Source organism: Streptococcus mitis (genome assembly GCF_002096855.1).
GTDB classification, from domain to species: domain Bacteria; phylum Bacillota; class Bacilli; order Lactobacillales; family Streptococcaceae; genus Streptococcus; species Streptococcus mitis_Y.
In genome coordinates this window covers 46214-66898 of record NZ_NCVH01000032.1, presented here as the reverse complement: position 1 = coordinate 66898, position 20685 = coordinate 46214, and the positions used below count along the sequence as shown (strand labels likewise).

Here is a 20685-nt window from a genome sequence, read left to right as displayed (position 1 = left end):
TTCCTAGTCCATTATCCTAAAAATCAACAAACACACGGCTCCCCCTTTGGACATTTTTATGCTAAAATAGTAGCTATGGATAAAATTATTAAAACAATATCAGAAAGCGGAGCCTTTCGTGCTTTTGTCCTTGACAGCACGGAAACCGTCCGCACTGCTCAAGAAAAACATCAAACCCAAGCTAGTTCAACCGTAGCGCTTGGTCGTACCCTTATCGCCAGCCAAATTCTCGCTGCCAACGAAAAAGGAAATACCAAGCTAACCGTCAAGGTTCTTGGAACTAGCTCCCTCGGTGCCATTATCACAGTTGCAGATACCAAGGGTAACGTCAAAGGCTATGTTCAAAATCCTGGTGTTGACATCAAAAAGACTACAACTGGTGAAGTCCTAGTCGGACCTTTTGTTGGCAATGGTCAATTCCTCGTTATCACAGACTACGGTACTGGAAATCCTTACAACTCTATGACTCCCCTCATCTCTGGGGAAATCGGTGAAGACCTGGCCTTTTACCTGACCGAAAGCCAACAAACCCCTTCAGCAGTCGGCCTCAATGTCCTTTTAGACGAAGAAGACAAGGTCAAGGTTGCAGGTGGTTTCCTAGTTCAAGTCTTGCCAGGAGCTAAGGAAGAAGAGATTGCTCGCTTTGAAAAACGCATCCAAGAAATGCCAGCTATCTCAACCCTTCTGGAAAGCGACGACCATATCGAAGCCCTCCTCAAGGCTATCTACGGTGACGAGGCCTACAAGCGTCTTTCTGAAGAAGAAATCCGTTTCCAATGTGACTGTAGCCATGAACGCTTTATGAACGCTCTTGCTAGCCTTCCAAGCTCAGACTTACAGGAAATGAAAGAGGAAGACCACGGGGCAGAAATCACTTGTCAATTCTGCCAAACTACTTACAACTTTGATGAAAACGACCTGGAGGAACTCATTCGTGACAAATCTTAATACACCCTTTATGATTGGCAATGTTGAGATTCCCAATCGTACCGTTTTAGCGCCTATGGCTGGCGTAACAAACTCAGCCTTTCGTACTATTGCAAAAGAGCTCGGAGCTGGACTCGTTGTAATGGAAATGGTCTCTGACAAGGGAATCCAATACAACAACGAAAAAACCCTGCATATGCTTCATATCGACGAAGGAGAAAACCCTGTCTCTATCCAACTATTTGGTAGTGATGAAGACAGCCTAGCACGCGCAGCAGAATTCATCCAAGAAAACACCAAGACCGATATCGTCGATATCAACATGGGCTGCCCAGTTAACAAAATCGTGAAGAACGAAGCTGGCGCTATGTGGCTCAAGGATCCAGATAAGATTTACTCTATCATCAACAAGGTCCAATCTGTCCTTGATATCCCCCTTACTGTCAAAATGCGTACAGGCTGGGCTGACCCGTCTCTTGCAGTAGAAAATGCCCTCGCTGCTGAAGCTGCAGGCGTTTCTGCCCTCGCCATGCATGGCCGTACCCGTGAGCAAATGTATACAGGTCACGCAGACCTTGAGACCCTGCACGACGTAGCTCAAGCTCTGACCAAGATTCCATTTATCGCCAACGGTGACATTCGTACGGTCCAAGAAGCCAAGCAACGCATCGAAGAAGTCGGTGCTGACGCAGTCATGATTGGCCGTGCAGCCATGGGAAATCCCTACCTCTTCAACCAAATCAACCATTACTTTGAAACAGGAGAAATTCTCCCTGATTTGACCTTTGAAGACAAGATGAAAATCGCCTACGAACACTTGAAACGATTGATTAACCTCAAAGGGGAAAACGTCGCAGTTCGTGAATTCCGTGGCCTCGCTCCTCACTACCTCCGTGGAACATCTGGCGCAGCCAAACTCCGTGGAGCTATTTCACAAGCTAGCACCCTAGCAGAGATTGAAGCCCTCTTGCAATTGGATAAGGCATAAAATGGTTCATACTGCTCTACTGATTATCGATATGCAAAAAGCATTTGATAGATTTATCTGGGGAGAACGAAACAACCCTCAAGCTGAACATCAAGCACTGAGGGTACTGGCATACTTTCGTAAACACGCTCTTCCAGTCTTACACGTTCAACACATATCTGACAATCCCCAGTCGCAATTTCATAACAAACAAAATCAGGAGTTTAAAAGTGGATTTGAGCCAGTTACTGCAGAACCTGTCTTTCACAAAACGGTTAATAGCGCCTTTATTGGAACAAATCTTGAAACATATTTACGAAAAAATCAGATTTGTCATTTAGTCGTTGTTGGTTTGACCCTGCCTCATTGTGTATCTACTACGACACGAATGGCAGCAAATCTTGGTTTTGAAGTCACTTTACTAGCAGATGCCACTGCCAGTTTTACCCTATCTAACAAAAACGGTCAGGCCATCTCTCCTGAGACTATCCATGAGATTAATCTCCTTTCTCTACAAGATGAGTTTGCTCAAATTCTTACTACAGAAGAATTTTTAACCCAAGTACAAGTATAAAATAATCCGTCAACTCTTATTGAGCTGACGGATTTTCTTTGATTGTAAAAATTCAAATACTGAGAGTTATTATTGACTCAAAGCAACACTGGAAACCTTACCATCCGCTCCTGTTGTAATTTGGATGACTTTTCCTCCACCAATTTTGGCATTATACTTGCCATCATCAAGAGTATAAGAGTAGCCTTTGATAGAGTAGTTTTCTTTCTTTCCATCAGAAGATTCTACTGTGAATTGACCTCCTGATGAAACTGTGATAGTTTCCCCATTTGCTCCCTTCCAATTGCCCGCTGCAGCTGAGAAATCACCATCTACCATGGTTAAAACACCCTTGTAGCGTTTATTTTGCTCTGCTTGCTTGTCTTGAAGTTTGCGGTCAGTTGTAGGATCATAGCTTGATTGGTTAGACTGGGCTTGAGGATCCTGTTGAGTTGAAGGGGTCTGAGCAGGAGTTTGTTGACTAGCCGCCTGTTGATTAACCACTTCTTGACCTTGTCTTTGCTCTGGTGCAGGTGCCACTTGTGATGGCGTTGCAGTTGCTGAAGATTGATCAGTAGATGCCTTGGTCTTTTCAGATGAAGCTGAACTTGAGGATTTCTGAGTCTTGCTTTCTTTGCTAGCAGAAGCTGCTTTAGAGCTTGATGATTGGCTTGTCTTAGCAGAACTGCTTGCTTGAGTTGTTTCCTTTTTATTTCCACAAGCTCCTAATAGCAAGGTAGAAGCCAATACAGTTGCTGTCATCAATTTGATATAGGTTTTCTTTTTCATTTTTCTACTCCTTTGTAATATTTTAGAAATATAAAGAAATCTTTTTGTAATATAATTGTAACATTAGAATTTAAATATGTCAACGATTTATCTAAACTATTTTAAAAATCTTAAATACTTTAGATACATTTACTCCTCCTACTCTTTTATTCGTAATAAAATAGAAAAGCAGGAGATTTTCCTATTAAAAATTTGAATTTATTTTTGTGTAATCGCTTGCACCTTTAAGTGCAAAGGAATATAATAACATTGAAATAGAATATAGGAGGTGTAGGCTTATGTTAAGCAAATATTACAAGTATCTTCCTTGGTTGATTTTGGGAGCTTTCTGGTCTTATCAATCTGCAATTCGCTACGCTCAGACTACATTTGATTTATTTTACTTAATAACCATTTTTATGATTGTAGATATAGCTTTATTGTACTTACACGAAACCTATTTAAAATATAAATACAAAGATTTATTCATTCGCATCATGAGCAACTCTAAGAAAAATAGCCATTCATAAAAACAGTCGCAACAGCAAATCAAACTAATAAAGGCAAATAAAGAGATCGGGAACTTTTCCCGACCTCGTTTTTTATTTCAATCGATAGGTTTTTCTTGGTTTCTTTTTAGGCACTCGTTTGAGTCCAACTTCTTCTACATATTCTCCGTATTTTACGAGAAAGTTATTGCTGACGATTGGACGACCGGGGTTGATAAGATTGACCAGTTCAGTCCCTTCGTAAACAGTGAACTCCTCCTCCAGCAGATAAAGGAAGGTCGGATTCCAGTCGAGGCGGCCTTGGATTCGTTTGATGGATTCTTGGATAATGGCATAATGGTCAAAAGCGAAAGCTTGCTCCTCCAACTCTACTCCCTCTAAGAAGCACTTACCCATCTGAAAATCGACATCTACAAAAACCACATCCTTGGCATCGTCTCCTGCTTGAACAAGTTCTAATGCACGACTAGGCAAATAAACCAAGTGGGCAATGGTCACTGTCCAGCCCCGTGGGTCACGGCCGGGAGTCGATACGGTCATCAATTGCTCGATTTTTTCCAAAGGAAGATCGAGATTGACTTCTTCTCTCACCTCACGCTGACAGGCATGCGCAGCATCTTCGCCCTTGTCCATAAATCCTCCAACTAAGGCCAAACAGTTTTGATAAGGGTGAGCCTTGCGGCGAATTAATAAGAGCTTGATTTTTCCTTCGACAAAGCAGTAGGCTACCATATCCACCGTCACACTTGGTTTTTCGTATTGAGGGAGTTCCTGCTTGTAGTACCAGTCTAAAAACTCCTCCTGACTGGCATGAATTTCAAAATATTCTTTTTCCGTCATCCCTGATGGAATCATCGTGTCCGTCATTTTATGCCTCCTTTCGAACTGCCTTGGTCCATTGGTACCATCCCACTAGACTATTGAGTGTGTAAACCCAGTACATCCCTTGAATGTGGATATTTTCACCCCACCAGAGGTAGATACTAAAGAGATTGGTTGCAATCCAGAAAATCCATTGCTCGCGGTAAAGACGTGTCATCAAGAGCTGACCAACACCATTGGTCGCATCGGTTACACTATCACGGAAAGGACGAGCGCTATTGATACTTTGGTAAGCCAAGCCCATACCAATCCAGATAATGGCAGTCAAGGCCAAGTACTTGAGCCAGTCAAGAACAGATAATTTCTTAGCTTCAAAGTGGGATTCTTCTGGTTTTTCCTGTTCATTGATACGATTGGACAACCAAGCATAGAGACCAATCGGCTGCATGACAAAGAAGTAAACGGTCGTCAAGACTTCGCCATAAAAAGTCGCATTCATGGCCAAAATCAAATAGATAGCCGAGTTAATAGCCCCAAAGAGATAATTGCTTGCACGCCCTTCTGCTACCAAGATAACACAGACAATCCCAGTCCAAGATGCAAACAAGCTCAACCAGTCATGACTTTCCGTATTTTGTGTGAACTCTAAAATCAAGGGAACACTTGACAGGGCGATGAGATACAACCACTGGAAAAGGCTACGGCCGACAAAGAGATCTTTCCATAGCAGGCGCATGATTCCTGCAAAACCGATCTTGCGAGCTTCAGCATGGACATTTTTAAAGTTTTCGATAAATTGTGTGATTTTTTCAGTTAGTTTTTTCATATTTTTCTCCTAATCTGCTTGGTAAATGGCATCAATAGCCACTTTGGCTGCTTCATAATTGCCTAGATAATCCTCTGCTAGATAAACTAGTGGAATGTTGGTTAAGTATCGCTCCCTCATCTGATCCAAATGCTGGGAAAAACTGTAGCGAATATGGTCTTCTGCCATGGTCATATCTCTAAATCCGTCATTGACATAGGAACCGACAGGTTGCACGAAGAGAATCAAGTCCCATTTTTCCTTGGCCAAGATTGAAACAAAGAGATTGTCAAAGGTTTCTCCTGATAAGTCCCCTTGGTCCTCAGTCTCCATGTAATAGTCATAGTAACCCTTGGTTACCAATGAATTGGTATCGGCTATCACTAGACCTCGATTGGCATTGCTATCGATTAACTTGGAGGTCTGGTCATACTGTCCCAACAGGAGATAGTAGTAATCCTTTGGAGTCAATTCATCGTCGCGGACATTGTTTTTGATCTGGTACTCACGCGCGTATTCCAGACTAACGGGTGCATCGTAATACCTTGCCAAATCCTTGGCCAGAGTGGTCTTCCCATTGCTAGCACTTCCCATAATCAACACTTTCTTGGTAAACTGACGACGGAAGGGTTGAGCGATGTATTTCCAATATTTGCTTGGATTTTCTCGAATCATAGTCGCTGAGATACCAAACTTTCTTTCTTTCAAGACGGTGCCAAATCCACGTTTAGCTAGCTCTTGCTGGTAGTCTGCTTCTCCTACAAAAAAAGTCAGTTCTTGCTGGTTTTCATCATAGGAAATCTCTGCTAACATCTGGTCCAACCACTCCTGCCAGCCCATAGGGTAACGGGGAAGGTTGGTCTCATCCAGCTTGCAGACAGAGGTCAATTCGTCATCACAAAAAGCCTCTCGGATATAGCGAAATCGTTTTTGAAGACTTAAACCTACCTGCTCCCCTCGGTCTCCCTCGTAGCCTGAAACGACTACCCAGACCTGGTCACACTGACGCTTCGCTCGCTGAATCAGATCGATATGCCCTTGATGGAGAGGGGCAAAGGTCCCAAATACCACTGCTGTTTTCTTTTTCATAAACGTTTTACCTTTTTATAATTTTTGATATTTTTATTTTCTATGTTTTTATTATATACTATATTTTTGTTTTGTCAATAGTTTTTTATCATTTTTTATAAAAAAGTAGCAAAAAAAAGAATCAGGATTGCTCCTGACTCTCCATTTTTAAGCAATATCAAATTTTAATTGACCAGCTTTAACACCTATCTTGAGGGTCTTGCCTGCTACTAGTTCTCCCTTGAGAAGGAGTTCTGCTAGCTTGTCTTCCACTTCTGTTTGCAGGGTTCTGCGAAGTGGGCGAGCTCCCATTTCTGGATCATATCCTTGACTTGCTAGTAACTTCAACGCTGAAGCTTGCAGTTTCAAGTCGATGCCCTTCTCAGCGAGGCTAGCAATCAATGGTTTCACCATAATCTTGACAATTTCCTGCATGTGTTCGCTATCTAAGCTATGGAAGACCAACTTTTCATCAATACGGTTGATAAACTCTGGTCGATAAGCTTTTTTCAACTCTTCAAAGATTCGTTTTTCCATATTTTCCTGGTCAAAACGAATGTCCTTGGCCCCAAAGCCGACCGTCTTGTCATCACGAAGAGCCGTCGCACCAAGGTTTGACGTCATGATGATAATGGTATTTGAAAAATCAACCTTGCGCCCCTTGCTATCTGTCAAGACGCCGTCGTCCAGAACCTGCAAGAGGACATTAAAGATATCTGGGTGGGCCTTTTCTACCTCGTCAAATAGAAGAACGGAGTATGGTTTGTTGCGAACCTTCTCAGTCAACTCCCCACCTTCTTCGTAGCCCACATAACCCGGAGGAGCTCCATTGAGACGGCTAGCCGCAAATTTCTCCATATACTCACTCATATCAAAGCGAATAAGGGCTGATTCGTCATCAAAGAGGACTTCTGCCAGAGCCTTGGCCAATTCGGTCTTACCGACTCCTGTCGGCCCTAGGAACATAAAGGAACCAATCGGACGCTTGTGACTACGAATTCCTGACTGGTTGCGGCGAATCGCACGGCTAATGCTTGAAACAGCTTGATCTTGACCGATGACACGTTTGTGTAGTTCAGCTTCCAAGTTCAGGTATTTCTTGGCATCCGTTTGCGTCAGTTTTTGGACTGGAATCCCTGACAAGCGACTCAAGGTAGTCAAAATTTCAGATTCTGTTACCAAATCTTTATAGACAGGGACTTCCTGCTCTTTTGCGATTAGCTGAGCAGCTTGTTTCCACTTGCCATCCATCAAGGCCTTGTCAGCTGGACTCAAATCGGATTCGTCTGTTTTCACCTGCTTGGATTTGTTTTGCACTGTTGCTGCCGCTTCATCTAAGAGGTCGATAGCAGAGTCTGGCAAGTGACGGCTAGTCAAGTAACGATGGGCCATCTTAACAGCTGTTTCAACCGCTTCATCTGTGATTTGCACACGGTGGTGTTTCTCATAGGTGGCCTTCAAACCTTGCAAAATGGTCATACTGTCAGCTAGACTTGGCTCTTCAATCGTCACTTTTGCAAAACGACGAGAAAGAGCTGCGTCTTTTTCGATGTGTTTTTGGTATTCTTCCTGAGTGGTTGCACCAACTGTTCTCAGAGTTCCACGAGCTAAGGCTGGCTTCAAGATATTGGCTGCATCCAGAGTCGAATCAATACCGCTACCAGAACCCATGATGGTGTGGAGTTCATCGATAAAGAGGATTACTTTGCCATCCTCCTCGATATCCTTGATGATGTTGTTCATACGCTCTTCAAAGTCACCACGGAAACGTGTCCCTGCAACGACATTCATCAAATCAAGCTCCAAAACGCGCATCTTAGCCATTTCAGCTGGTACATTCCCACTAGCAATACGCTGAGCAAGTCCAAGTGCTAAAGCTGTTTTCCCGACACCCGCATCTCCAACCAAGACAGGATTGTTCTTGGTCTTCCGACTCAAAATCTGAATCATACGTGAGATTTCCTTGTCTCGACCGATAACTGGCTCTAACTTGCCAGAACGCGCTTGCTCCGTCAGGTCATGCGTGTAGTCCTCTAGACCACCACTTTGAGCTTGAGGCATGCCCATCATATTGGCCATGGAATTTTGCTTGTCAGTTACTGTGCGATGACGTTGACGCAAAGCCTTGAGATCTTCTCTTGTCCATCCTGCACGCTCTTCTAGATTGCGACGAAGAGCAGCAATTCTAACCTGATCTTTCTGGTCTTCATAAGAAAAGCCTGCTCTCTCCAAGATGCGAGTCGCCAAGGCATTGCCATCATGCAAGATTGCATAGAGGACATGCTCTGTCCCTAGTACCTTTGCGTGGACTACTGAGGCCACATACTCTGCTTCTGCAAAGAGGACCTCCAAACGATGGGAAAAGGGCAATTCCGTAAAGGTTTCGTCTTGGCTATAGTCCGTTTCAGTCAGTTCCAACGCAACCTCTTCTAAACGGTCCATTTCATAAGGATAATCGTTTAAAGTCGCACCTGCCACACTGTAACTGTGATTAGACATGGCAATCAATAAATGCCAAGACTCTAGATAACGGGCTCCAAAATGGCTCGCAACCATGTAGGCACTTTCGATACATTCATTCAATGCTTTTGAATAGTTCATCTTACTTCCCTTTTCTATCTACCTCTTGTATGACCTGTCGTAGCATATTAGCACGAACAACTGGAGCTTCTTCTCCTAGAATGCGATCCAAAGCTACTGCTACCAGCAAATTCATCTCCTGCTTGGTCATCAATTCCTGCTCAACTAAAAGCTGAAGAATATCTTCATAAATTTCTTGACTGACCCGCTCGCCAATTGAGTAAAGCAACTCCCTGAGCATTTCATGATGATTAGAAAACTCAATCCGTCCTATACGAATATAGCCTCCGCCACCACGCTTACTTTCAACCAAGTAGCCTCTACTTTCCGTAAAGCGTGTCTTGATCACATAGTTAATCTGACTAGGAACAACCTGAAAAGTATCTGCCAACTGACTCCGTTGCAACTCCACGATACCAGATTGATCTAAAATCGCCTTGATGTAGGCCTCAATATGATCCGATGTATTTTTAAATCTCATTACAAACCCACCTCTCTCTTTAAACCTTGACTATCTTTGACTATTATACCGAAATTTTCTCATTTTTAAAAGAAAAAGGGCGCTGGTAAAGGATAATCTTCACCAACTCCCTATTTTTCTACTTATCTAAGCCTAATTCTACCAAAATTTGACGTTTATAGGCAATCTTTTGGACTTCTTTGTCCTCATCTTCAGACCAATCTAGTTTAATTTCTGAAACAATCTGCCCAGGACGATTTTTCAAGATATAGATGCGGTCGCTGAGACTGAGGGCCTCCTCGATACTATGCGTGATGATCAAGGTTGTTAGCTGCAACTGCTTGTGAATCTCAAGGTACCAAGCGTGGAGTTCCATCTTAGTCATCTCATCCAATGCGCTAAAAGCCTCATCCAAGAGAAAAAGCTTGTGCCCGAAAAGGTAGGTTCGGAGTAAGGCTACACGCTGGCGCATCCCACCACTAAGTTCATGGGGATACTTGTCTCGTACAGCTGTCAACTGAAAAGTCGCAAGAATTTCATCCGCTCGGGCAATAGCTTCTGCCTTATCCACTTTTTGAATCAAGAGGGGCAAAATGATATTACCAAGCACCGTCTTGTGCTCCAAGAGCAGATCCTTTTGCAACATATAACTCACGCGCCCCTTGGGATTCTCCTCACCGTCAAGTACAATTCTCCCTGACTGAACTTCTAAAATCCCAGCGATCAGATTAAAGAGGGTGGTCTTTCCTACACCACTTGGACCTAAGATAGAAACCACTTCACCTGAAATCACCTGCAGGTTAATGTCCTCTAAAATCCTATCTTGACCATAGGCATAACTGACGTGTTCTAGTCTTATTTCTGTCATTATTTCACAAACTCGTTGGTGAAGCCTTTGTCTGTCAAATCTTCTTTAAGAATACCATTTTCTTTATCCCATTTGTAGAAGGCATTCCAGCGAGCTGCATCAAATTGACCCCATTTTTCCTTGTCGCTTGCGTATTCTTTTGACAAGTATTTTTGAGATTCGATGACAAAGTCACGTTTTTCCTGAAGTTCAGGTGCATTCTTGATGAGGATATCAGCTGCTTCTTCTGGATGCTCCATAGCATATTGGTAGCCTTTTTTGATAGCTTGGATGACTTTACGAGCTTCTTCTTTATTGTCTTTAAGGTAGTCGTTGTTTGCGATGATAACTGGTGAGTAGTAGTCAAACTCCTTGACATAGTCTTTCAAGTACAAGAAGTTAGCATCTACACCTTGAGATTTTGCAAGGATACCATCCCATCCGTAGTAGATCCATGCAGTATCAAATACTCCATTAGCAATCGGTGTGATAGAGTTTGAGTCGTTATTTGGTACTTTTTCAACCTTCTCAAAGTCCCCACCTTGTGATTCTACCAAGGTTTTCAACATAGCAAGTTCAGTTGGGTCATTCCAAGTCCCGTATTTCTTACCAACCAAGTCCTTCGGACTAGCTACATTGTCAGATTTACGAGAGATGATTCCTGATGTATTGTGTTCAACAATAGCTGCAACGGCAGTAATTCCTGCTCCTTTTTCCAATTTTTTAGCCATATAGTCTTGGAAATACACTGCAAATGGTGCCTTACCGTTAATAACCAAGTCAGAAGAACTTTCTTCTGGTGGCAATTTCAAATCAACATCCACTCCAGCTTCTTTGAAATAACCTTTTTCCTTGGCAACATAAAGTCCTGTGTGGTTAGTATTTGGTGTCCAGTCTAGGATAAAATCAATCTTCTTAAGTTCTGCTTCCTTATTATCCTTAGAAGCAGTTCCTTGGCCACAGGCCACAAGCACAACAGCTACAAGAGCTGTTAAAACAGTTAAAAACACTTTCCATGTTTTTTTCATTTCAATTTCCTCTTTTCTTTTTCAGAAACATTCTAATTCTACGAACGTTTCCATTTAATCACATATTTTTCACTGATATCGACCAGCTTCATCCCTAGAAGACTGATAATCGACACCAGAATAATAATGGCAAACATGGTATCATACTGAAACAGTTTTTTAGACTGAATCATGTAGACACCTAGTCCTTCAAAGCCTCCCAACCACTCAGATACCACTGTTGTGATAAAGGCGTAGGAGACACTAACCCTCAGACCTGCATAAAAGTAAGGCAGACTGACAGGGATTTTAAAATGCCACAGGATTTGCCAAGGCTTGGCTCGCATCAGACTAAACAAAGTCAGCATATCCTTGTCACAATGCCTAAAACCGTCCAAGATACTAACAATGATAGGGAAGGTTGTCGTCAGGATAATCAAGACAATCTTGGGCAATATCCCATAACCGAGCCACAAGACCAGAATAGGGGCTATGGCAATGGTCGGGATAGTCTGAACGACCACCATCATAGGGTAAATCAGGTCATTAAGCCAAGTCAAACTGTCCATAAGTACAGCCATGAGACAGGCAATCAAAACTCCCAGAACCAGCCCCAGTAAAGCCACTCTCAAGGTCGCCCAACTATGGTGCCAGAGAAATTCTCTATCACGAACAAAGGCCTGGAGAATTTCAAGAGGTGTTGGCAGGATAAACTTGGGGAGAAGTTTAAGAAAACCTGCTACCTGCCAGATTGATAAGACTCCTAGAAAGCCCAATAGACTAATGTGTCGTCTCAGTATACTTTTCAAGTTTCTCATCGATACTTAAAATCTCTCCTACATTTATTTTGACATTAGCAAAGACATTGTCTGCCTCCTGCCCTGCCACTGCTAGCGCTTCTTTTAGAATGCGCATGAGTTCATCAAACTCCCCTTCCAAGACTGTTTCAAATGGTGTCACTACCATGGTCACTTCTTGAGTTTCCAGATAAGCAATGACCTGATCGATAACAGCAATCCGATCAATCCCCTGTGATAAGGGTAAAACTTGCAAGGCAATGCTTGCTTTCATAAGAACCTCCTCTTCTCGTTTTCCTTTTTATAAAAAGAAAAACCTTTACCATATATGGAAAAGGTCAAGAATAGACTAAGTATCGTTCCCTACGCTGGCATTACCCAAATCAGGTGCGGTCGAAGCTTAACGCTTCCTCTCAGACTGTACACAGACTCCCATATATTATATGGACATATGATAGCGCAAAACAAAAAAAATGTCAAGGAAACTGCTTACAGAAAAGAGTAGGAAATTTTCCTACTCCCATTTTCTATACTCGTTCTCCATCACTGTTTACTCTGTAGCCATCCACTGTCGTATTAACAGCTAAGGCGCCTGAAGAGTAAGAATAATACCACTTACCAGAGACTTGATACCACCCCGTTTTCATTGCCCCTGAACTATCTAAATAATACCACAGACCATTTTCCTTTAACCAGCCTGTCTGCATTTCACCAGATGATTTCAAATAATACCAACTAGATCCATCTTTCAGCCAACCCGTTGATTTAGACCCATTTGATTTGAAATGATACCAACTACCATTTATTTTCTTCCAACCGACAGTTGAACTGTTATTGGATCCATAGTTAGAGCTATTTCCTGATTGATTCTGATAATTCTGTGAAGAGGTTACTCCCTCTAGCTGGATATAGCGACGACTTCCGTTATAAGCCGTATAACTCAACCACTTGTACCCATCTTTTTCGAGAATTTGATCATAATGAACATTCTCCCCAGGATAATAGTAATCAATTGCAGTTGCGCCAGCTAGAGGCTGATTTTTGATAGCAGCCTTAGTCTTAAAATAATGTGTTCCTCCTATTGAAACTGAGGATTGACTATTCCCAACACTGCCACCAGCTAAATCTTTAAAATGAATAAAGCCAGTCATAGTATTCGCCTTCACGACGCGCTTATTGTAAGATTCCCTTATTCCATAATTGTATTCTTCAATCTCAATCTCATCTCCTATTACATTTGACACCCAAGCAACATGACCATAAGTTCCTGCAGTCGACCAAGCAATGGAGCCAATCGCTGGTCTATTATCGACACGATAGCCTTCACGACGAGCACGATAGCCCCATTCATTCGCATTCCCATAAGCCGCCGGAATCTCAAAACCATTGACATTACTCAAACGAAAGGCTGCAAAAGAAGTACACTGACGAGAATACATGCGCCACTTATCAATCTCCTGGCTCCCATTTTTATAATGAGCAGGATAATCATCCCCACGCGCAATCGATCCATTTCCTCCGGAATAGGCATATACACTATTACCCGCTGCTAACATCAATCCTACTACTAAAAAGGGAACAACCTTTTTAGCTGATTTTCTAAAAGAAAATCTTGTCTCTGCTACTTTAAATGGTGAAATTTTCATTCTTCCTCCTTGAAAAATAATATAAATCGAAGATTACCTTCACTTAAACTATTCGGAGAAAAAAAGAAAAAGTGAGAAAATTTCTCACTTTAGTCAAGATAATGAATCAAATTCTTTTCTGTAAGGATATCTGAGTAAGTAAAGGATTCAACGTAAACATTAGCTTGTTTATCTCCTTCAACGTTCCCAAATTCAACGATAAATAGGGATGGATAAACCTCAATTAGCTTACCCAATCTATTTTTTTGGCGCTTACGACCATTCTCCAAAGTCATTTCTACGACTTGTCCCTCATGTGCCTTGATTTCTTCTTTTATTTTTTTCATCTTGGCTACATCTGTAAATGCATCTGACATCTTATGCCTCCCTCTTTGAGATACTTGAAAATTTATTGTATTCTTTTTGGAAAATTAATTCCACCGTTCCACGAGCTCCACTACGGTTTTTCTCTATAATAACTTCTACCTTATTGTTTGGTATGCCTTCCTCTTCTTCACCACCACGCTCATAGTAGTCGTCGCGATAAAGAAAGGCTACGATATCAGCGTCCTGCTCAATAGAACCAGATTCACGAATATCAGACAAGACCGGTCTCTTATCCTGGCGTTGTTCTACACCACGAGAAAGCTGACTTAGAGCAATTACTGGAACCTTCAGTTCCTTAGCTAAAATTTTCAACTGACGTGAAATTTCTGAAACCTCTTGTTGACGATTTTCCCGACCAGTTCCCGTGATAAGCTGCAAATAGTCTATTAAAATCAAACCAAGATTTCCAGTTTCTTGAGCCAGTTTACGAGAACGAGAACGAATCTCTGTAATCCGAATCCCTGGCGTATCATCGATATAGATACTTGCATTAGCTAGGTTCCCTTGAGCAATGGTATATTTTTGCCACTCCTCATCAGTCAATTGACCCGTACGGATAGAATGCGATTCCACCAAGCCTTCTGCCGCCAACATACGGTCCACTAGACTTTCCGCACCCATTTCGAGTGAAAAAATAGCAACCGTTTTGTCCAACTTAGTCCCAATATTCTGAGCAATATTCAATGCAAAGGCTGTCTTACCAACCGCTGGACGGGCTGCTAGGATAATCAACTCCTCCTCATGAAGTCCAGTCGTCATATGATCCAAGTCACGATAGCCTGTCGCAATACCTGTAATATCGGTCGTTTGTTGCGAGCGAGTTTCCAGATTTCCAAAGTTGATATTCAACACATCTCGAATGTTCTTAAATCCACTTCGATTAGCATTTTCGCTGACATCAATCAGGCCTTTTTCTGCCTGAGCAATGATTTCATCAGCTGGTTGCGAAGCCTCGTAAGCTTGATTGACAGACTCTGTCAACTTGGAGATTAATCGACGTAGCATGGCCTTCTCTGCAACAATCTTAGCATAATACTCCGCATTAGCAGAAGTTGGCACAGAATTGACAATCTCAACCAGGTAAGACAAGCCACCAATATTCTGTAAATCACCTTGATTATCAAGAATGGTACGAACCGTTGTTGCATCTATAGCATCGCCACGATCGGATAAATCGACCATAGCTTGGAAAATCAAACGATGGGCATACTTAAAAAAGTCCCGAGACTCAATATATTCTCGCACAAAAACAAGCTTACTCTCGTCAATAAAGATAGCCCCTAAAACGGATTGCTCAGCTAAGATATCTTGAGGTTGTACTCGTAACTCTTCTACTTCTGCCATCAGACTTCCCTTCCTTTTACAATCTTGTCAAGAAAGTGTAAATTTACCCTTCTTTCACACGAAGATTGATCACACCTGTGATATCTTGATAGATTTTCACTGGTACATCGATCAAACCAACTGCTCGAATCGGAGCTTGTACTTGAATATGACGCTTATCAATCTTAATTCCAAATTGCTTTTGCAATTCTTCTGCAATTTTCTTATTGGTAATGGAACCAAAGGTACGACCATCTGGACCAACTTTTTCAACAAATTCTACAACCGTTTCTTCTGCTTCTAGTTGGTCTTTAATTGCTTTTGCTTCTGCAATCATCTCAGCGTGAGCTTTCTCTTCTGATTTTTGTTTACCACGAAGTTCACCTACAGCTTGAGCAGTTGCTTCTTTTGCTAAATTCTTTTTGATAAGAAAGTTTTGTGCATACCCTGTTGGTACTTCCTTAATTTCACCTTTTTTACCTTTTCCTTTAACATCTGCTAAAAAGATTACTTTCATTCTTCTTTCTCCTTTTCCTTTATTTCATTTAATACAATTTCTGTCAGTTTTTCACCTGCTTCTGACAAGGTTAAATCCTTAATTTGAGCTGCTGCCAAATTAAAGTGGCCTCCACCTCCCAGCTCTTCCATGATCCGTTGTACATTCAGTTTACTACGACTGCGAGCTGAGATAGAGATAAATCCTTGTGTATTCTTCGCAAGAACAAAACTCGCTTCAATGCCCGACATAGCTAACATGGCATCTGCTGCCTTACTAATAACAACTGTATCATAGCATTTCGAGTCCTTAGCCTCTGCTATCAGTACATCTGAACCTAATTTACGTCCCTGTAAAATCAGTTCATTGACCTCACGATATTCTTCAAAATCCGTCGCAGCGATTTCCTGGATAGCAATACTATCGCTTCCGCGCGTTCTGAGATAGCTAGCAACATCAAATGTCCGACTAGTCACTCGTGAGGTGAAATTTTTAGTATCCAACATCATACCAGCCATTAAAACACTTGCTTGCATACGACTCAAACGATTTTTCTTAGAATTCTGGAACTGAATCAATTCCGTTACCAACTCACTGGCACTGCTTGCACCACTTTCGATATAAGTGATAACTGCATTGTCTGGGAAATCCTGATCCCTTCGATGGTGGTCAATAACAATAGTTTGGGTAAACAAATCATAAAAATCTTTTGATAAAGTTAAAGCTGTCTTTGAATGGTCTACAAGAATCAACAAAGAACGATTGGTCACCATCCCCATTGCATCCTTAACAGACAACAACTTCGTAACTCCTTCTTTTTCTAAGAATGCAACAGCTCGTTCAATATCTGGTGACATTTGATTTTCATCATAAAGAGCATAACTATTTTCTGTTACATTACTAGCAAATAACTTCATACCTACAGCAGAACCCAAAGCATCCATATCAAGGTTTTTATGACCAACTACAAAAACCTGATCTACACTTCTAATTTTATCTGAAATAGCCGTCATCATAGCGCGCGTACGTGTTCGTGTACGCTTGATTGACGCAGCAGACCCACCACCAAAATAAACTGGATTTTTCGTTTCGTCGTTCTCCTTGACAACCACCTGGTCTCCACCACGCACTTCAGCCAAGTTCAAGTTGAGTAATGCAACTTTACCTATCTCATCATGATTTCCATCACCATAAGAAAAGCCCATACTTAAGGTCAAAGGCAACTGTCTCTGTTTTGACTCTTCTCTGAAAGCATCGATAACAGAAAATTTATCATTCATCAATCCCTCAAGTACCGTGTAGTCCGTAAAGAGATAGAAACGGTCCATACTCACTCGACGGGAGAACATGGCATGCTTCCCAGCAAATTCTGAAACAAAATTGGCTACAAAACTATTGATATGACTGATATCAGACTCCGATGTTTCATCTTCTAAATCATCATAGTTGTCAACGGAAACGATCCCAATCACAGGTCGACTCGTTACTAACTCAACAGTCGCTTCGTATTCTCCAGACACATCAAAGAAGTAAAGAACTCCAGACACCTTGTCCATATGAACCGAATAGCGGGTCTCACCCAAGGTGGCATAAGAACCTGGATTCCCCACAGAAGCCTTGATAATTGTTTGAATTAATGCCACATCAATTTCGCCCACTTCATTAGTCAAAATCAATTCAGCATAAGGATTAAACCATTCAACTTCACCTGACGACAAGTCTAATTTAATAACTCCGACAGGCATCTGTTCTAACAAGGTTGTCAAACTTTCTTCAGCTTGGTGGTTTACATACTGGATTTGTTCTACTTCACTCCTTGAGTAGTAGTCTCTCTGATGGATGAATAGTAAAATATATGAACCCAAAATAAGTAGCAAAAGAAATAGCGTTACCAGTGTATTCGTTACAAAAACAAGTTGCACAGATAGCACTCCGAACGCCACTATTCCTAATATTAAGGGGAAAATAGGACTTACATAAAATTTTTTCATTCCAAACCTCTTGGCACCCATTATACCATAATAACCACCAAAAAGCGACTTTTTAAAAGTGTAATCAGTAATTCTATCAATTATAAGAAAAAGGAGGTTTACAATTTAGTAAACCTTCCTTTACACATATTGAAATTAAGATTCTTTAACTTCTAACAAGCCAATCTCGCCATCTTCACGACGATAAATCACATTGGTTGTCTGATCTTCAACATCCACATAGATAAAGAAATCATGTCCCAACAAATCCATCTGTAGAATAGCTTCTTCCAAATCCATTGGTTTTAAATCAATTTGTTTTGAACGAACAACTCTAGATTGGACAACATTTGTATCTTCCACCAAAGCATCTGTAAATAATTGACTAGTTGCTACCTTGTTTTTATTTTTACGCTCGATTTTTGTTTTATTTTTACGAATCTGACGTTCAATTTTATCGGTTACAAGGTCAATTGAACCATACATATCTTGAGACACATCTTCTGCACGAAGAGTAATTGAACCAAGCGGAATCGTCACCTCCACTTTAGCCGTTTTTTCACGATACACCTTCAAGTTTACTCGAGCATCCAACTCTTGTTCAGCTTGAAAATACTTTTCGATCTTTTCGAGTTTAGAAACTACATAATCACGAATTGCTTCTGTTACTTCTAGGTTTTCACCACGGATACTATATTTAATCATATGAGTACCTTCTTTCTAAACATTTTTGTTTTTCTGATTTCATTATAACGCTTTCATTTTATTTTTGCAAATTTTTTCCTCATCTTACAAGGGAAAATGTTTTTACATCCTCAGCACCAGCTTCTTCCAACAGCTTCTTCACACGATTTATAGTTGTTCCAGTAGTATAAATGTCATCTATAAGTAGGATTTTTTTAGGAATAGTGACTCCCCTTTTAATAAAGAAAGGAAGTTCTGTCCCCAAGCGTTCTGAACGATTTTTGGAAGAACTGGCCCGCTCTTCTCTCTTCTCTAGTAAGTCTTGCAAAGAGAACTCTGCTGCTTCAACTAAACCTTCAACCTGGTTAAATCCCCTCTCGAGCAATCTTTCAGGACTTAGGGGAATTACAACAAATTGATACTCTTTGTACTTTTTTAACTCCTCACTTAAAACTGAAGCAAAAACTTTTCTTAAAAGGAAGTCTCCATCAAACTTATACCGACTGAAAAAATCCTTCATAGCTTGATTGTAAGTAAAAATCGCTCTATGACTGACTTCAACTTCTTCTTTACACCAAAATTGACAATCTTGACACTTTGTTGACAAACCTGTTTTCATACAGTTTGGGCAGTTTTCTTCTCCAATCCTCTCAAAAGTAGAGTCACAGTCTGAACAAAGACAAGAGTCATCATTCTTCAGAAGTAAGAGACTACTAAAAGTTAAAACAGCCTTCATAGTCTGCCCACATAATAAGCACTTCATAGCCCCGCCTCCTTATTCATCTGCTGAATTTCCTTAATTGCCTTTTTGATTGAAGCATTTAACCCGTCATGGAAGAAAAGCAAATCTCCTGTCGGTCTGTCCATACTCCGACCGACACGTCCTCCAATCTGTATTAAACTAGACTTGGTAAACAGACGATGATTGGCCTCTACTACGAAAACGTCAACACAAGGGAAGGTAACTCCACGCTCCAATATCGTCGTACTGATAAGTATTGTCAGTTCTCTATCTCGAAAAGCTTGTACCTGCTCTAATCGATTTTCTGTGATAGAAGATACAAAGCCAATTTTCTCATTTGGAAATTGCTCCTGTATGATTTCTTTTAACTGTTCCCCTTTCTTAATCTCTGAAGCAAAAATGAGTAACGGATAACCTGTCTTTCTCTGCTTCTCAATATAAGACTTTAGCTTTGGTGACAACCGACTTTTCTCTAAACAGTGATTAAAATCGGATAACCAGACAGGTTTAGGAATAATCAAAGGATTTCCATGAAATCGTCTTGGCAAACTCAATCGTTTTAATTCTCCGATGCGAACCTTCCTATCTAACTCATCGGTAGAAGTTGCTGTTAAAAAGATTCTCAAGCCATTCTCCTTTACACTATTCTTGACAGCATGGTAAAGCATAGGATTGTCAACATAAGGAAAGGCATCTACTTCATCCACTATCAGTAAATCAAAAGCTTGATAAAACTTCAATAACTGATGGGTCGTCGCAACAACTAGTGGTGTTCGAAAATACGGCTCTGATTCTCCATGTAGGAGGGCTATCTCACAAGCAAAATCCTTTTGCAGGCGCTTATACAGCTCCAAACAAACGTCTATGCGAGGACTGGCCAAACACACTGCACCACCCGCATTGATCACTTTAGCTACTACTTGATAAATCATTTCTGTCTTTCCAGCTCCTGTTACAGCGTGAACCAAGCTTGGCTCTTGCTTGTCTACCGCTTGAAGCAGTCCCTCTGATACCTTATCTTGAAAAGGGGTTAATTGACCACGCCATTTAAGAACATCTTGCTTCGGAAAATCCTCCTGTGGGAAATAGTATAAAGATTGATCACTCCTGACTCGCTTCATCAGTAAACACTCCCTACAATAGTAAGTACCGATGGGCAAATACCATTCTTCTAGAATAGTACTATTACAACGTTGACAGAAAAGTTTCCCTTTCTCCTTTCTCATTGCTGGAAGTTTCTCCGCCAACTGACGTTCCTCTTCTGTTAATTCATTCTCAGTAAACAAGCGACCGAGATAATTTGGATTTACTTTCATACTTCTTTATTCGTAAAAACCTAGCGCTTTAA

The 20685-nt window shown here is 41.2% G+C and carries 22 protein-coding genes; 4 read left to right on the top strand and 18 right to left on the bottom strand.

Annotated elements, in window-relative coordinates; all coding sequences use genetic code 11:
- Positions 1-75 precede the first annotated feature (75 nt).
- Genes hslO through B7698_RS07185 form a run of 3 tightly spaced genes read left to right on the top strand, consistent with a single transcriptional unit; the run spans position 76 to position 2468 of the window.
- The gene (gene hslO, locus B7698_RS07195; protein ID WP_084865121.1) at positions 76-948 is read left to right on the top strand and encodes an Hsp33 family molecular chaperone HslO; all 873 of its coding nucleotides are present in this window, start codon (positions 76-78) and stop codon (positions 946-948) included.
- Complete coding sequence (dusB, locus tag B7698_RS07190; RefSeq protein WP_033678731.1) at positions 935-1915, top strand: tRNA dihydrouridine synthase DusB; 981 nt, start codon at positions 935-937, stop codon at positions 1913-1915. Before hslO ends, dusB begins: the two co-directional genes overlap by 14 nt.
- 1 nt (position 1916) lies before the next feature.
- Positions 1917-2468 carry a cysteine hydrolase family protein gene (locus B7698_RS07185; RefSeq protein ID WP_084865120.1) on the top strand — a complete coding sequence of 184 codons (552 nt, stop codon included), beginning with the start codon at positions 1917-1919 and terminating at the stop codon, positions 2466-2468.
- A gap of 69 nt (positions 2469-2537) precedes the next feature.
- On the opposite strand, the gene B7698_RS07180 is transcribed toward B7698_RS07185, so the two are convergent.
- The gene (locus B7698_RS07180; protein ID WP_084865119.1) at positions 2538-3236 is read right to left on the bottom strand and encodes a hypothetical protein; all 699 of its coding nucleotides are present in this window, start codon (positions 3234-3236) and stop codon (positions 2538-2540) included.
- 278 nt (positions 3237-3514) lie between these two features.
- On the opposite strand from B7698_RS07180, the gene B7698_RS10375 reads away from it, so the two are divergent.
- Positions 3515-3745: a hypothetical protein gene (locus B7698_RS10375; RefSeq protein ID WP_049546898.1), complete on the top strand. Its 231-nt coding sequence runs from the start codon at positions 3515-3517 to the stop codon at positions 3743-3745.
- A 72-nt stretch (positions 3746-3817) separates the two neighbouring features.
- On the opposite strand, the gene B7698_RS07170 is transcribed toward B7698_RS10375, so the two are convergent.
- From B7698_RS07170 to B7698_RS07090, 17 genes are all read right to left on the bottom strand, one after another.
- Positions 3818-4591: an NUDIX domain-containing protein gene (locus B7698_RS07170; RefSeq protein WP_049515596.1), complete on the bottom strand. Its 774-nt coding sequence runs from the start codon at positions 4589-4591 to the stop codon at positions 3818-3820.
- A gap of 1 nt (position 4592) precedes the next feature.
- Positions 4593-5372, bottom strand: coding sequence for a nicotinamide riboside transporter PnuC (gene pnuC, locus B7698_RS07165; RefSeq protein WP_061453906.1), 780 nt, complete (start codon positions 5370-5372; stop codon positions 4593-4595).
- A gap of 9 nt (positions 5373-5381) precedes the next feature.
- Positions 5382-6440, bottom strand: a complete 1059-nt coding sequence (locus B7698_RS07160) for an AAA family ATPase (protein ID WP_000730564.1) — start codon at positions 6438-6440, stop codon at positions 5382-5384.
- Between the two features lie 147 nt (positions 6441-6587).
- The gene (locus tag B7698_RS07155) at positions 6588-9020 is read right to left on the bottom strand and encodes an ATP-dependent Clp protease ATP-binding subunit (protein WP_084865118.1); all 2433 of its coding nucleotides are present in this window, start codon (positions 9018-9020) and stop codon (positions 6588-6590) included.
- A gap of 1 nt (position 9021) precedes the next feature.
- A complete protein-coding gene (locus B7698_RS07150) occupies positions 9022-9480 on the bottom strand; it encodes a CtsR family transcriptional regulator (protein WP_084865117.1) in 459 nt (152 codons plus the stop codon).
- A gap of 118 nt (positions 9481-9598) precedes the next feature.
- Positions 9599-10327, bottom strand: a complete 729-nt coding sequence (locus tag B7698_RS07145; protein ID WP_084865116.1) for an ABC transporter ATP-binding protein — start codon at positions 10325-10327, stop codon at positions 9599-9601.
- Positions 10327-11334, bottom strand: a complete 1008-nt coding sequence (locus tag B7698_RS07140) for an ABC transporter substrate-binding protein (protein ID WP_084865115.1) — start codon at positions 11332-11334, stop codon at positions 10327-10329. The genes B7698_RS07145 and B7698_RS07140 overlap by 1 nt, the downstream gene beginning before the upstream one ends.
- Positions 11335-11372: 38 nt before the next feature.
- Positions 11373-12131: an ABC transporter permease gene (locus B7698_RS07135; protein ID WP_084865114.1), complete on the bottom strand. Its 759-nt coding sequence runs from the start codon at positions 12129-12131 to the stop codon at positions 11373-11375.
- Positions 12094-12384, bottom strand: a complete 291-nt coding sequence (locus B7698_RS07130; RefSeq protein WP_084865113.1) for a thiamine-binding protein — start codon at positions 12382-12384, stop codon at positions 12094-12096. Before B7698_RS07130 ends, B7698_RS07135 begins: the two co-directional genes overlap by 38 nt.
- A gap of 253 nt (positions 12385-12637) precedes the next feature.
- A complete protein-coding gene (gene cbpD / locus B7698_RS07125; protein ID WP_084865112.1) occupies positions 12638-13756 on the bottom strand; it encodes a choline binding-anchored murein hydrolase CbpD in 1119 nt (372 codons plus the stop codon).
- 89 nt (positions 13757-13845) lie between these two features.
- The gene (locus B7698_RS07120; protein ID WP_001278169.1) at positions 13846-14112 is read right to left on the bottom strand and encodes a Veg family protein; all 267 of its coding nucleotides are present in this window, start codon (positions 14110-14112) and stop codon (positions 13846-13848) included.
- Position 14113: 1 nt separating this feature from the next.
- Positions 14114-15466 (bottom strand): replicative DNA helicase, encoded by a 1353-nt coding sequence (gene dnaB / locus B7698_RS07115; protein ID WP_004255325.1) that lies wholly within the window; start codon positions 15464-15466, stop codon positions 14114-14116.
- 43 nt (positions 15467-15509) lie between these two features.
- Complete coding sequence (rplI, locus tag B7698_RS07110) at positions 15510-15962, bottom strand: 50S ribosomal protein L9 (RefSeq protein WP_004255324.1); 453 nt, start codon at positions 15960-15962, stop codon at positions 15510-15512.
- Positions 15959-17932, bottom strand: coding sequence for a DHH family phosphoesterase (locus B7698_RS07105; protein WP_004255323.1), 1974 nt, complete (start codon positions 17930-17932; stop codon positions 15959-15961). Before B7698_RS07105 ends, rplI begins: the two co-directional genes overlap by 4 nt.
- Positions 17933-18067: 135 nt before the next feature.
- Positions 18068-18616 (bottom strand): ribosome hibernation-promoting factor, HPF/YfiA family, encoded by a 549-nt coding sequence (hpf, locus tag B7698_RS07100; protein WP_004255322.1) that lies wholly within the window; start codon positions 18614-18616, stop codon positions 18068-18070.
- Between the two features lie 79 nt (positions 18617-18695).
- A complete protein-coding gene (locus tag B7698_RS07095) occupies positions 18696-19358 on the bottom strand; it encodes a ComF family protein (protein ID WP_004255321.1) in 663 nt (220 codons plus the stop codon).
- On the bottom strand, positions 19355-20653 hold the full coding sequence (locus B7698_RS07090) for an ATP-dependent helicase ComFA (RefSeq protein WP_084865111.1): 1299 nt from the start codon (positions 20651-20653) through the stop codon (positions 19355-19357). The genes B7698_RS07095 and B7698_RS07090 overlap by 4 nt, the downstream gene beginning before the upstream one ends.
- Positions 20654-20685: the final 32 nt, after the last annotated feature.